This is a genomic window from Sphingomonas sp. LR60 (assembly GCF_036855935.1).
In the GTDB taxonomy this organism is placed as follows: Bacteria; Pseudomonadota; Alphaproteobacteria; order Sphingomonadales; family Sphingomonadaceae; genus Sphingomonas.
The window spans coordinates 1,691,393-1,703,893 of record NZ_JASPFK010000001.1 but is presented as its reverse complement, the minus strand read 5'-3'; the positions used below and the strand labels follow the sequence as shown (position 1 = coordinate 1,703,893).

General features: G+C 66.6%; 11 protein-coding genes and 1 pseudogene. 11 read left to right on the top strand and 1 reads right to left on the bottom strand.

The features are described 5' to 3' along the window. The first annotated feature begins 2 nt into the window (after positions 1–2). From QP166_RS07715 to QP166_RS07675, 9 genes are all read left to right on the top strand, one after another. Positions 3–734, top strand: a complete 732-nt coding sequence (locus QP166_RS07715) for an isoprenyl transferase (RefSeq protein WP_333915390.1) — start codon at positions 3–5, stop codon at positions 732–734. Positions 735–744: 10 nt separating this feature from the next. After that, complete coding sequence (locus QP166_RS07710) at positions 745–1,578, top strand: phosphatidate cytidylyltransferase (RefSeq protein WP_333915389.1); 834 nt, start codon at positions 745–747, stop codon at positions 1,576–1,578. Beyond that, a complete protein-coding gene (locus QP166_RS07705; protein WP_333915388.1) occupies positions 1,575–2,732 on the top strand; it encodes a 1-deoxy-D-xylulose-5-phosphate reductoisomerase in 1,158 nt (385 codons plus the stop codon). Before QP166_RS07710 ends, QP166_RS07705 begins: the two co-directional genes overlap by 4 nt. Next, positions 2,729–3,862 (top strand): M50 family metallopeptidase, encoded by a 1,134-nt coding sequence (locus QP166_RS07700; RefSeq protein WP_333915387.1) that lies wholly within the window; start codon positions 2,729–2,731, stop codon positions 3,860–3,862. Before QP166_RS07705 ends, QP166_RS07700 begins: the two co-directional genes overlap by 4 nt. A 139-nt stretch (positions 3,863–4,001) precedes the next feature. Continuing rightward, on the top strand, positions 4,002–6,704 hold the full coding sequence (bamA, locus tag QP166_RS07695; protein ID WP_333917289.1) for an outer membrane protein assembly factor BamA: 2,703 nt from the start codon (positions 4,002–4,004) through the stop codon (positions 6,702–6,704). Then, positions 6,704–7,366 carry an OmpH family outer membrane protein gene (locus tag QP166_RS07690; RefSeq protein WP_333915386.1) on the top strand — a complete coding sequence of 221 codons (663 nt, stop codon included), beginning with the start codon at positions 6,704–6,706 and terminating at the stop codon, positions 7,364–7,366. Before bamA ends, QP166_RS07690 begins: the two co-directional genes overlap by 1 nt. Next, positions 7,363–7,851 (top strand): 3-hydroxyacyl-ACP dehydratase FabZ, encoded by a 489-nt coding sequence (fabZ, locus tag QP166_RS07685; RefSeq protein ID WP_333915385.1) that lies wholly within the window; start codon positions 7,363–7,365, stop codon positions 7,849–7,851. Before QP166_RS07690 ends, fabZ begins: the two co-directional genes overlap by 4 nt. 94 nt (positions 7,852–7,945) lie before the next feature. Next, entirely contained in the window at positions 7,946–8,176 is a 231-nt protein-coding gene (gene rpmE / locus QP166_RS07680; RefSeq protein ID WP_159757289.1) for a 50S ribosomal protein L31, read from the top strand. Positions 8,177–8,226: 50 nt separating this feature from the next. Beyond that, positions 8,227–8,550, top strand: coding sequence for a PilZ domain-containing protein (locus QP166_RS07675; protein ID WP_333915384.1), 324 nt, complete (start codon positions 8,227–8,229; stop codon positions 8,548–8,550). On the opposite strand, the pseudogene QP166_RS07670 reads toward QP166_RS07675, so the two are convergent. Next, positions 8,547–10,090 (bottom strand): annotated as a pseudogene (locus QP166_RS07670) (glycerol-3-phosphate dehydrogenase). The gene QP166_RS07675 and the pseudogene QP166_RS07670 sit on opposite strands and share 4 nt — an antisense overlap. Before the next feature lie 101 nt (positions 10,091–10,191). Between QP166_RS07670 and QP166_RS07665 the strand changes: the two are divergent. Next, positions 10,192–10,986: an MIP/aquaporin family protein gene (locus QP166_RS07665; protein WP_333915383.1), complete on the top strand. Its 795-nt coding sequence runs from the start codon at positions 10,192–10,194 to the stop codon at positions 10,984–10,986. A 17-nt stretch (positions 10,987–11,003) separates the two neighbouring features. Next, positions 11,004–12,500 carry a glycerol kinase GlpK gene (gene glpK, locus QP166_RS07660; RefSeq protein ID WP_333915382.1) on the top strand — a complete coding sequence of 499 codons (1,497 nt, stop codon included), beginning with the start codon at positions 11,004–11,006 and terminating at the stop codon, positions 12,498–12,500. Position 12,501: the final 1 nt, after the last annotated feature.

Sequence of the window (12,501 nt, the reverse complement as noted above, 5' to 3'; positions counted from 1 at the left end):
TGATGGCGACCGCGGCGATCCCGCAGGCCGCCCCCGCCGTCCTGCCGCGTCATGTGGCGATCATCATGGATGGCAACGGGCGCTGGGCAGCCGCCCGGCGGCTGCCGCGCGCGATGGGGCATCGCGCGGGGGTCGAGGCGGTGCGCGCGGTAACGCGCGCGGCGCGGTCGATGGGGATCGAGGCGCTGACGCTCTATGCCTTCTCTTCGGAGAATTGGCGGCGGCCGGCGGACGAGATCGGCGGGTTGATGAAGCTGCTCAAGCTGTTCATCCGCAACGATCTGGCCGAGCTGGTGCGTGAGGACGTGCGCTTGCGGGTGCTGGGCGACTATCGGCGCTTCCCCGAAGATGTCGTCGCGTTGATCGACGATGCGCTGGCCCGCACCGCGGACAATCGCGGGCCGATCCTGGCGATCGCGTTGAACTATGGCGCGCAAGCCGAACTGGTCGCAGCGGCGCAATCGCTGGCGGCGCGGGCCGCGGACGGTACGCTCGATCCGGCGTCGATCGACGCCGAGGCGATCGAGGCGCAACTGGAAACCCACGATCTGCCGCCGCTCGACTTGCTGATCCGCACCTCGGGTGAGCAGCGCTTGTCGAATTTCCTGTTGTGGCAGGCGGCGTACGCCGAATTGCTGTTCGTCGAGACGCTGTGGCCGGACTTCGATGCCGACGCGCTGGCCGCGGCGGTCGATGCGTTCGGCCGTCGCCAGCGTCGCTACGGCGGGCTGTGATCAGCCCCGCATGAGCGACGACGCTCCGCTCCCGCCGACACCCGACGCCAAGCTGCGGACGCCGTCGAACCTGCGATTGCGCATGATTGCCAGCGTCGGGATGATCGCGGTCGCCTCGGTCGCGCTCGTGGTGGGTGATATCGCCTTCTGGCTGCTGGCGGTCGTCATCGCGCTGTTCATGATGGCCGAATGGTCGGACCTGCATCATGTCGACGCGAGGACCAAACGGCTGGCGCAGATGGCGTTGAGCGTGCCGCTGGCGACGATGGCGCCGGCATGGCTGATCATCGAGCCGCACGACTTCTTCACCCTCGGGTTGATCGGTGGCGCGGCGTTCTTCGTGGTCATCGTTACCAAGATGCCGCGACTGGCGGCAGGTGTGGTGTATTGCGGCGTGCCGGTGCTGGCGCTGGTGGTGCTGCGCCGCCACGACGAACACGGGCTGCTCTACGCCTTTTGGGCAATGGCGCTGGTATGGGCGTGCGACATCGGAGCATTCTTCGCAGGTCGGTCGATCGGCGGGCCGAAGCTGGCGCCGAAGCTGTCGCCGAACAAGACCTGGGCCGGGCTGATCGGCGGGACGATCGCCGCCGGCGCGCTGGGGCTGTCGCTTCATGCCACGGCGGGATTGCCGCTCGGGCTGGCGCTTTGCTCGCCGCCGCTGGCGGTGCTGGCGCAGATCGGCGACCTCTACGAGAGCTGGCTCAAGCGGCGCGCCGGGGTGAAGGATTCGGGCAATATCCTGCCCGGACATGGTGGTGTGCTCGACCGGTTGGACGGACTGGTGCCGGTCGCACCGGTGGCTGCGGCGCTGGTGCTGGTTCTGACGGGCGGATCGGCATGAAGACGGTCAACATTCTCGGCGCGACCGGATCGGTCGGCACGTCGACGCTCGACCTCGTCGAGCGCGCGCCGGAGGCGTTTCGCGTACGCGCGCTGACTGCCAATTGCGACGTCGCCGGACTGGCGGCGGCAGCGATCCGCACCAACGCCGAACTGGCGGTGGTGGCGGACGAATCATGCCTGGATGCGCTGCGTACCGCGCTCGCGGGCACGGGCGTCGCCAGCGCTGGTGGCGCGCAGGCGGTGTGCGAGGCGGCGGCGAACGGCGCGGACTTGACGATGGGGGCGATCGTCGGTTGCGCCGGCTTGCGCCCGACGCTGGCGGCGATCGAGCAGGGCGGGACGGTGGTGCTCGCCAACAAGGAGCCGCTGGTGTCGGCGGGGGCGATCATCACCGCAGCGGCGGCGCGGCACGGTGCGACGCTGCTGCCGGCGGACAGCGAGCATAATGCGATCTTTCAGTGCCTCGACCTCGCGCAGGTCGATCGCGTGCGGCGGATCATCCTGACCGCAAGCGGCGGGCCGTTCCGTGACTGGTCGCTGGAGGACATGGCGTCCGTGACGCCTGCGCAGGCGGTGGCGCATCCGAACTGGTCGATGGGCGCGAAGATCTCGGTCGACAGCGCGACGATGATGAACAAGGGGCTGGAGTTGATCGAGGCGGCGGCGCTGTTCCCGATCGACGCCGACCGGATCGAGATCGTCATCCATCGGCAATCGGTGATTCACAGCCTGGTCGATTATGTCGACGGCTCGATGCTCGCACAATTGGGACCCAGCGATATGCGTGTGCCGATCGCACATTGCCTTGCCTGGCCGGAACGAATGGCGACGCCCATGGCGCCGCTCGACCTCGTGAAGATTGGCAGGCTCGACTTCGAAGCCCCTGACGAAATGCGCTTTCGCTCGCTGGCGCTGGCGCGGGCGGCGGTCAATGCCGGGGGCGCACGACCAGCGATCCTGAACGCCGCCAATGAAGTGGCGGTTGCCGCTTTCCTGAAAGGCGCGATCGGCTTTCTTGAAATCGCCGCAATCGTCGACGATACGTTGCAGCGCTACGACCCGGCCGCGCCGGAAACGCTCGACGCGGTGCTCCACGTCGACGCGGAAGCGCGACAGTTGGCGGGCGAGCGCGTGAAGGATTGCGTGGCTTGATCCAGACACCCGGACTTTTGCTGACCGTCTTCGCCTTCGCTCTGGTGATCGGTCCGCTCGTCTTCATCCATGAGATGGGGCATTATCTCGCCGGACGCTGGTTCGGCGTGAAGGCAGACGCCTTCTCGATCGGCTTCGGACGCGAGGTCGTGGGGTGGACCGACAAGCGTGGGACGCGCTGGAAGCTGGCGTGGCTGCCGCTGGGGGGCTACGTCAAGTTTGCGGGCGACATGAACCCGGCCAGTCAGCCGACCGGCGAGTGGCTGGCCCTTTCTCCAGCGGAGCGGGCGCAGACATTCCAGGCGAAGCCGGTCTGGCAGCGCGCGATCATCGTTGCCGCCGGACCATTCGTGAACTTCGTGCTCGCGATCCTGATCCTCGCCGGCTTCGCGCTCGCTTACGGCGACGCGCGGACGCCCAGCTTGGTCGGGCAGGCGATCCCCGGCACCGCAGCGGCAGCGGCAGGCTTGCAGCCGGGCGACCGGGTGACGGCGCTGGGCGGACGACCGGTCGAGACGTTCGAGGACATGGTCCGCTTTGTGAAGATCCGCGCGGGGGAGCGGGTGCGTGTCGACTATTTGCGCGGCACGACCCCCGCGAGCGTCGAGGCGGTGATCGGGACGCAGGAACAGCGCGACCGCTTCGGCAACAGCTACAAGGTCGGATTGCTCGGTATCTCGCCGGCAGCTCCGGTGATCGAACCCGTCGGCGTGCTCGAAGCACCGGTGATCGCGGTGCGGCGTACCGGACAGATCGTCGAGATGATGGTCGAGACGATCGGGCAGATCATTTCGGGTCGTCGGTCGGTCAAGGAACTCGGCGGCCCGCTGTCGATCGCAAAGGTGTCCGGCGAGCAGATGACGCTGGGACCGGACGCGTTCGTTTTCCTGATCGCTTTGGTGTCGATCAATCTCGGGTTCATCAACCTGCTGCCAGTGCCGATGCTCGATGGCGGGCATCTGCTCTTCTATGCGATCGAAGCGGTACGGCGGCGCCCTGTGGCGCCCGAGGCGGTGGAGTGGGCGTATCGCGGCGGGCTGGTGGCGGTGCTGGCGCTGATGCTGCTGGCGACCTTCAACGATCTCGGCAACTACGGCCTGTGGCGACATCTGGCCGGGTTGATCGGGTGAGCAAGGTAAGGCAGGGCGGCGCACGCGCCGTCGACCGCGCTGGGATGGACGGCGTTTACTCTCGGGTAGGATTGCAGTGACGGTGTTGAACACTTCGACTTCGCGGGCGCGTGCCTCGGCGACCTTGCTGGGCTGCACCATGCTGGCCGGTGTGCCGCTGGCCGCGACCGCCCAGACGCGCCCAGCCCAGACCCGCCCCGCCGCCAAGGTGCCGGCACGCGCAGCGGCCACGACGCCAGCGGCCGCTACGACGCAGGCCGCGCAGGCGCCCGCGATCGCACAGCCGGCCGCGCGCACGATCACGACCTTGCGGGTCGAGGGTACGCAGCGCATCGAGCCGGAGACCGCGCTGAGCTATACCAAGCTGCGGCAGGGCGACAGCTACACCAACGAGACGCTCGATCAGGCGATCAAGGACCTGTACGCCAGCGACCTGTTCGCCGACGTGCAGATCGACGGTGCGGCGACCGGCAATATCGTGATTCGCGTGCGCGAGAACCCGATCATCAACCGCGTGATCTTCGAGGGCAATAAGCGCCTGAAGGAAGACAAGATCGGTAAGGAGGTCCGCCTCAAGCCGCGTCAGATCTTCACCCGATCGGCGGTACGTGCCGACGTCGCGCGCATCATCGAGCTGTATCGCCGCCAGGGCCGCTTCGCGGCGACCGTGCAGCCGAAGATGGTCAGCCTCGACCAGAACCGCGTCGACGTGATCTTCGAGGTCACTGAGGGTCCAAAGTCGAAGGTTCGCCAGATCAACATCATCGGCAACAAGGTGTTCGACGCGGGCAAGCTGCGCGCGCAGATGGCGACCAAGGAAGCGCGCTTCTATCGCCTGCTGTCGTCGGGCACGTCCTACGATCAGGATCGGCTTGCCTACGACCAGCAGAAGCTGCGGCAATTCTATCTGACCGAAGGCTATGCCGATTTCCGCGTGACCTCGGCGGTGGCCGAGCTGACTCCGGACCGCAAGGACTTCATCATAACCTATGTGGTGGAAGAAGGGCCGCGCTATAAGTTCGGCGACGTGACGGTCGACAGCGACATCCGCGACTTCGACGGCAAGAAGCTCGCCGCGGGGCTGCCGATCAAGAAGGGCGACTGGTATAACGCCAAGGCGGTCGAGGACACGGTCGACAATCTGAGCGAGACGGCCGGGCTGTTCGGCTATGCGTTCAGCAACACGCAGCCCGAGTTCCAGCGTGATCGCGAAACGCTGACCATGTCGATCAACTTCCACATCGGTCAGGCCCAGCGCACCTACGTCGAGCGCGTCGACATCACCGGCAACACGCAGACGCAGGACAAGGTCATCCGTCGCGAAGTGCGCCTGGGCGAGGGCGATGCCTTCAACAGCTTCCAGGTGAAGCGTTCGCAGGACCGCATCAACTCGCTGGGCTTCTTCCAGGACAAGTTCGAGATCAAGCAGACGCCGGGCTCCGCGCCCGACCGCGTCGTGCTCGATGCGAATGTCGAGGAACGCTCGACCGGGCAGTTGCAGCTCTCGGCCGGCTTCTCGAGCCTCGAGCGGTTCATCATCCAGGCGAACATCACGCAGAACAACTTCCGCGGCAAGGGGCAGACGCTCAGCGCGGGCGTGAACTATTCGACCTATTCGAAGTCGATCCAGCTCGGCTTCACCGAGCCGTACGTGTTCGACAAGAACATCGCGCTGGGCGTCGATGTTTTCCGCCGCGATTACAATGCGTTCAACTTCATCGGCACCAATCGCAACACCACGTACAGCCAGGTTTCGACCGGGTTCCAGGTCCGAACCGGCGTACCGCTGACCGAATATTGGCAGCTTGCCGGTCGTTATGGCTTCAATTATGATGAAGTCGGTTTGGACCAGAACAGCTTCTATACCAACGGCAAGTGCGATCCGCTGAAGGCCGGGCGCTATCTCTGCGACTCACTGGGCAACCGCCTGACGTCGTCGGTCGGCTATTCGCTGATCTTCGACAGCCTCAACAGCCGCTTGCGCCCGACCGCGGGTCAGCGCTTCGTGTTCAGCCAAGACTTCGCCGGTCTCGGCGGCGATGTGAAATATATCCGTTCGAAGCTGGACTTCTCGAAGTTCGTGAACATCGGGGGAGGATTCATCGGCTCGTTCGTCGGCGAGGGCGGCTATATCAAGTCGCTCGAGAAGTCGCGCGGGGAGGGGATCGACCGGATCCGTATCAACGACCGCTTCTATCTCGGCGAGCCGCAGTTCCGTGGCTTCGACATTCGTGGCGTCGGGCCGCGCGTGCAGCGTCGTTATTATACCACCGACGCCGCGGGCAAGCAGGTGCTGATCACCGATCGCGACCAGTTGGTCGACGACGCGCTGGGCGGCACGGCTTATTACCTCGGCCGCTTCGAGCTCGAGATTCCGCTCGGCTCCGGCGCGCGCGAGATGGGGCTGCGGCCGTCGATCTATGCGCAGTTCGGCAGCCTGTTCAATATCACGCGTCCGCTGCCGACGGCGGTCTTCCCGACCACGACCGACGCCAGTGGCAACACGATCGTGCTGCCGTTGCCAGTCAAGGACGGCGCCGGCAACCCGCTCTTCTCGTACGTCAACGCCGCGGGTGTGCTGGTGCCGACGACCTGCGCCGCCGGCATTCCGAACGGCAACGGCGGATGTAACGGCATCGTCCCCAACTCGCCGCAAATCGCGTCGCAGCCGTTCGACGAACGCTTCCTCGGCAATTCGGCGCAGCCGCGCGTGTCGATCGGCATCGGCGTAAACTGGAATTCGCCGTTCGGCCCGCTGCGTATCGACCTCGCCAAGGCGCTGGTCTCGCAGGCAGGCGACGACCGCAAGCTTATCACCTTCAACGTAGGGACTCAGTTCTGATGACCAACTTCAAGCACCTCCTGCTCGCCACCGCGCTCGTGACGCCGGGTGCGTTCACCGCCGCTACCGCCAGCGCACAGGTTGCCGGCATCGCCGTCGGTGATCCCGAGGCAGCCGTGGCCAATTCGAAGGCTTGGGCGACCGCGCGCACGCAGATCCAGACGACCTACAAGGCGCAGCTCGATCAGGCGAACACGCGTCGTCAGGCGATCACGACCGAGCTGCAGCCGCTCGTCGCTGCGTACCAGAAGGCGGCCGCCGCCCCCGGTGCGACCGAGGCGTCGCTGCGTACGCAGGCCCAGGCGATCCAAACCCGCGAGCAGACCGCCAATGCCGAACTGCAGCGGCTGACGGCGCCGGCGAGCCGTGCGCAGGCCTATGCGATCGAGCAGATCTCGGCCAAGCTGCCCGACGCGGTGAACGGCGCGGTGCGTGCCAAGAACGTCAGCTTGCTATTGCGCCCGAACGCGGCGCTGTTCGCGCAGCCCACCACCGACATCACCTCGGCGATCACCGCCGAGCTGGATCGTCTGGTCCCGACCGTCGGGATCACCCCGCCCGCCAATTGGCAGCCGGGCCAGCAGGGTGACGCAGCCGGCGCAGCAGCCGCCCCGGCAGCGACCGCTCCGGCGGCGACCACCCGCGCACCCACCGGCCGGTGAGCGAGGCGCCGACCGACACGACGGGCGGACCGATCGGTCCGCTCGACATCGTGGCCGTGATGGCGGCGCTGCCGCACCGTTACCCGATGCTGTTGGTCGACCGGGTCGAGGAGATCGTTCGCGATCGCTCGATCCGTGCGATCAAGGCCGTGACGATCAACGAAGGCTTCTTCCAGGGGCATTTCCCCGGACGTCCGATCATGCCCGGCGTGTTGATCATCGAGGCGCTGGCGCAGGCCGCGGGCGTGCTCGCGGTCGAAAGCCTCGGTCTCGCCGGATCGGGGAAGCTGGTCTATTTCATGGCCATCGAGGGTGCGAAGTTCCGCAAGCCCGTCGAGCCCGGCGTGCTTCTGTCGCTGGAAGTCGAGTTCGTCCAGAAGCGTTCGTCGGTGTGCAAGTTCGCCGGTGTCGCGAAGATCAACGGCCAGGTCGCGGCGGAAGCGAATTTCACCGCGATGATCGCGGATCCGCCCAAGCGCGCGTAGCCCACAGCGACAGGCTTTGACTTCGGCGCGCGTTTCGATTAGGCGCGCGCCTTCCTTTCAGGCTGGTCGGAACCAGCCATTTCGGAGCACGACCATGAAGAAAGACACGCATCCCGACTATCACATGATCAAGGTCCAGATGACCGACGGCACTGTGTACGAGACCCGCTCCACCTGGGGCAAGGAAGGCGACACGATGACGCTGGAAATCGACCCGTTGGCGCACCCGGCATGGACCGGTGGTCGTGGTCAGCTGCTTGATTCGGGCGGCCAGGTCGCGCGCTTCAACAAGCGCTTCGGTGGTGGGCTCACGCTGCGCAAGTAATTGCGATAGCCTTAACTGCGCGTTAAGCATGGCGGCGTAGGCTCGCCGCCATGTTCGCAGCCGAATATACCCCCGCCGTCCGCCCCTTCCGCCGCAGCAAGCGTGCGCGACTGGAGCTTGAAACACCTGCAGAGCAGAGCGGCATGGCCCGCACGCTGTGCAAGGTCGTCGACCTTTCCGAACATGGCTGTCGGCTGCTCACCTTTTCGAGCATGGACCGCAACCAGCCGATCTGGCTCAACCTGCCCGGACTCGGCATGATCGCCGCTATGGTGGTGTGGGCGGACGATCTCGTCGCGGGGTGCGTCTTCGCCTCGCCGCTATCGGCAGATGCCTTCAACGCCCTGGTGAGCCGCCACGGGCTGTTTCACTAACTGCGGCCTAGCTGGGCGTCGACGCGCTCGGCGGTGCCCGGCGGGACGTGCAGGCCAAGCTTGCTGCGGCGGTAGAGGATGTCCTCGGCACAGGTGGCCCATTCCGCTGTTCGTAGATAATCGACTTCGCGGCTGAACAGGCCGCCGCCCATATTCTCGCCGAGGTCCGCGACGGTTTGCGCATCGCCCAGCAGGTGCTCCGCCTTGGTGCCGTAAGCGCGCGCCAGCCGTCGGAGCAGTTCGGCGGGAAGCGCAAGATAGCGTCGTTGCAGTGTCGCGAGGTAGTGTTCGAAATCTGCACCCGGCATGTCACCGCCCGGCAGCGCGGCGCCCGCGGTCCATGCCGGCCCCGCCGAGGAAAGAAGCCGGCGAGTTCCTGCAGCGCGTGCTCGGCGAGCTTGCGGTAGGTGGTGATCTTGCCACCGAAGATGCTCAGCATCGGTGCGCCGCCTGCACCTTTATCCAGATCGAGCACATAGTCGCGGGTCACGGCCGAGGCGTTGGTGGCGTGATCGTCGTACAGCGGGCGGATGCCGGAATAGCTCCAGACGATCTCGTCCTGCGCCACAGGCCGCTCGAAATAGCGTGCGATCGTGCCGAGCAGATAATCCGTTTCCTGCTGATCGATGGTGGCGCGGCCGGGTTGCCCCTGCCACGCTTCGTCGGTGGTGCCGACCAGCGTGTAATGCTGCTCGTACGGGATCGCGAACACCACGCGACGGTCGGGGTTCTGGAGCAGGAAGGCGTGCGCGCCATCGTAGAGCCGTGGCACGACGATGTGACTGCCCTTCACCAGCCGCACGCCACGGTCCCGACGTGCGTCGGGAACCTTGCCGAGCACGTCCGCCACCCACGGTCCCGCGGCGTTGACGATCGCGCGCGCCCGCACATCGCGCGGTCCCGCGGCATCGGCGATCGTGGCCGTCCAGCCTTGGCCATCGCGGCGCGCGTCGACCAGTCGGGTGCGCGTCAGGATGGTCGCGCCGCGATCGGCGGCGTCGCGCGCGTTGAGGACGACGAGCCGGCTATCCTCCACCCAGCAGTCCGAATAGACGAATGCCTTGGGATTACCCGGCTTCAGCCCGTTGCCGACCGCGTCGCGATCGAGCGCGACGGTGCGCGTCGCCGGCAGGCGTTCGCGGCCGCCGAGGTGATCGTAGAGGAATAGGCCGAGCCGCACGAGCCACGCCGGCCGCGGCGAGTTGCTCTGCGGCAGCACGAACTCGAGCGGCCAGATGATGTGCGGCGCCATTCGCCACAGCCGTTCACGCTCGATCAGCGCCTCACGCACCAGGCGGAACTCGCGATATTCGAGATAGCGCAGCCCGCCATGGATCAGCTTGGTGGAGGCTGACGACGTATGGCTGGCGAGATCGTCCTGCTCGACCAGCATCACCGACAGCCCCCGGCCGGCGGCATCGCGGGCGATGCCGGCCCCGTTGATCCCGCCGCCAACGATCAGGAGGTCGACGTCGGCGATGGCAGGTGAGGTCGAATGCTGCACGAACGGTGCCTCGTAGCGGTTGATGAGCAATAACATACGGCAAGATGGTTCGATGCTTCAAACCTGCATTGACCTTCGCCTTAAACACAGGAAGGTAGCGGGGAGCGCCCGCATGAGGCGCGAGGGGAGGACAAAGCGTGACGGGGCAGCATGGCTTCAGAGGCGAGCTGATCGCCGAGGCGCTGGCGGTGGCGATCATCATCACGCTGGGCGACTCCGCGGCGGCGATGCTGATCCTCTACGATCCCAGCCCCTATGCGACCGCTTATTGGGGCGTCTGCATCGCCTGGGGGCTGGCGGTGACGCTGGCGATCTATGTGACGGGGGCGGTCTCGGGCACGCACGCCAACCCGGCGGTGACGCTGGCGCTCGCGATCTTCCGGGACTTTCCCAAGCGCAAGGTGCTGCCCTATGTCGCGGCGCAGGTGGTCGGCGCGATGATCGGCGCGGCGCTGGTCTATCAATTGTTCGGGCCGGTGATCGAGGCGTTCAACAGCGCGCACGGCCTCACCCGCGCCGGGGGAGGCGCGGCGGGCGTGTTCTTCACCGCGCCGGGTGCGCATATCACGCCGGTCCATGCCTTTTGGGACGAGGTGGTGCTGACCGCGATCCTGCTGCTCGGCATCTTCGCGATCACTGACGAGTTCAACACGCAGGCGCCGATGGCGAATGCCAGCGCGCTCATCATCGGCCTGCTGGTGGCGTGCATCGGGGCGTCGGCGGGGTATTTGGAGGGCTGGCCGATCAACCCGGCGCGCGACTTCGGTCCACGCCTGTTCTGTTGGCTGATGGGGTGGGGCGACTCCGCGCTGCCCGGGCCCGATAATTACTGGTGGGTGCCAATCGCGGGACCGTTGGTCGGCGGCGTAACCGGCGCGGCGATCTATCAATATCTGGTGCGGCCTTATCTGCCGCCGCACGCACGCGCTTGATCGACAAGGAGAAGAGGGTGGCGGGTCCGCAGCATATTCTGGCGATCGATCAGGGGACCACCTCGACGCGGGCGATCGTCTTCGACGTGAGCACGGCCCCGGTGTCGACGGCGCAGCGCGAGTTCGCGCAACATTATCCGCAGCCCGGCTGGGTCGAGCACGACCCCGAGGACATCTGGCGCGACACACTGGCGACCGCTCGCGAAGCAGTGGCGGAAAGCGGCGTGGGCGCGACCGGTATCGCTGGGATCGGGATCACCAACCAGCGCGAGACGGTGGTGGTCTGGGACCGCGCGAGCGGTAAAGCGATCCACAACGCGATCGTCTGGCAGGATCGTCGCACCGCCGAACTGTGCGCGCGGCTCAAGGAAGCGGGGCACGAGCGCAGCGTGCGCGCGAAGACCGGGCTGCTGCTCGACCCCTATTTCTCGGCGACCAAGCTGGCGTGGATCCTCGACCATGTCGAGGGCGCGCGCGAGCGGGCGGAGAAGGGCGAACTGGCCTTCGGGACGATCGACAGCTTCCTGCTGTGGCGGCTGACCGGCGGCGCGGTCCACGCGACCGACATCACCAACGCCAGCCGCACGTTGCTCTACGATATCCATGCGCAGCGCTGGGACGAGGCGCTGTGCGCGTTGTTCGACGTGCCGATGGCGTTGCTGCCGGAGGTGCACGACAACAGCCATATCTTCGGCCACACCGCCGAGGGATTGTTCGACGTAGCGATCCCGATCGCGGGCGTGGCGGGCGATCAGCAGGCGGCGCTGTTCGGCCAGGCGTGTTTCGCCACGGGCATGGTCAAATCGACCTATGGCACCGGTTGCTTCATGCTGCTCAACACGGGCGAGGAAGCGGTGGCATCCGAGCATCGACTGCTGACCACGCCCGCCTATCGGCTGAATGGCAAGGTCATCTACGCGCTGGAAGGATCGATCTTCATCGCGGGGGCGGCGGTGAAGTGGCTGCGGGACGGGATCGGGGTCATCACCCATGCGCGGGACACCGACGACATGGCGACGCAGGTGCCCGACAGCCACGGCGTCTATATGGTGCCGGCATTCGTTGGCCTCGGTGCACCACATTGGGACCCGGACGCGCGCGGCGCGATCTTCGGGCTGACGCTGGGGTCGACGCAGGCGCATCTGGCGCGCGCCGCGCTGGAAGCGGTGGGATATCAGACCATGGATCTGGCCGACGCGATGGTCGCGGACGGTGGCGACCCTCCGGCGACGATCCGCGTCGATGGCGGGATGGCGGCCAACGACTGGCTCTGCCAGTTCCTCGCCGACATGTTGCAGGTGCCGGTCGAGCGGCCTCGACATCTCGAGACGACCGCCTTGGGCGCGGCCTTCCATGCCGGGCTGGCCACGGGGGTGTGGAAGGATCTTGATGCGCTGGCGGCGACCTGGGCGCGCGGGGCGTGCTTCGAACCCAAGATGACGGAAGAGGCGCGGGGCGCGCTGGCTGCCGGGTGGCACAAGGCGCTGGGTAAGACGCTGACTGCGCAGGGGTAAG

What these genes read in the sequence shown, in the direction of transcription:
- QP166_RS07715 (WP_333915390.1), top strand. Translation starts at nt 3, where the DNA reads ATGGCGACCGCGGCGATCCCGCAGGCCGCCCCCGCCGTCCTGCCGCGT.
- QP166_RS07710 (WP_333915389.1), top strand. Translation starts at nt 745, where the DNA reads ATGAGCGACGACGCTCCGCTCCCGCCGACACCCGACGCCAAGCTGCGG.
- QP166_RS07705 (WP_333915388.1), top strand. Translation starts at nt 1,575, where the DNA reads ATGAAGACGGTCAACATTCTCGGCGCGACCGGATCGGTCGGCACGTCG.
- bamA (WP_333917289.1), top strand. Translation starts at nt 4,002, where the DNA reads ATGCTGGCCGGTGTGCCGCTGGCCGCGACCGCCCAGACGCGCCCAGCC.
- QP166_RS07690 (WP_333915386.1), top strand. Translation starts at nt 6,704, where the DNA reads ATGACCAACTTCAAGCACCTCCTGCTCGCCACCGCGCTCGTGACGCCG.
- rpmE (WP_159757289.1), top strand. Translation starts at nt 7,946, where the DNA reads ATGAAGAAAGACACGCATCCCGACTATCACATGATCAAGGTCCAGATG.
- QP166_RS07675 (WP_333915384.1), top strand. Translation starts at nt 8,227, where the DNA reads ATGTTCGCAGCCGAATATACCCCCGCCGTCCGCCCCTTCCGCCGCAGC.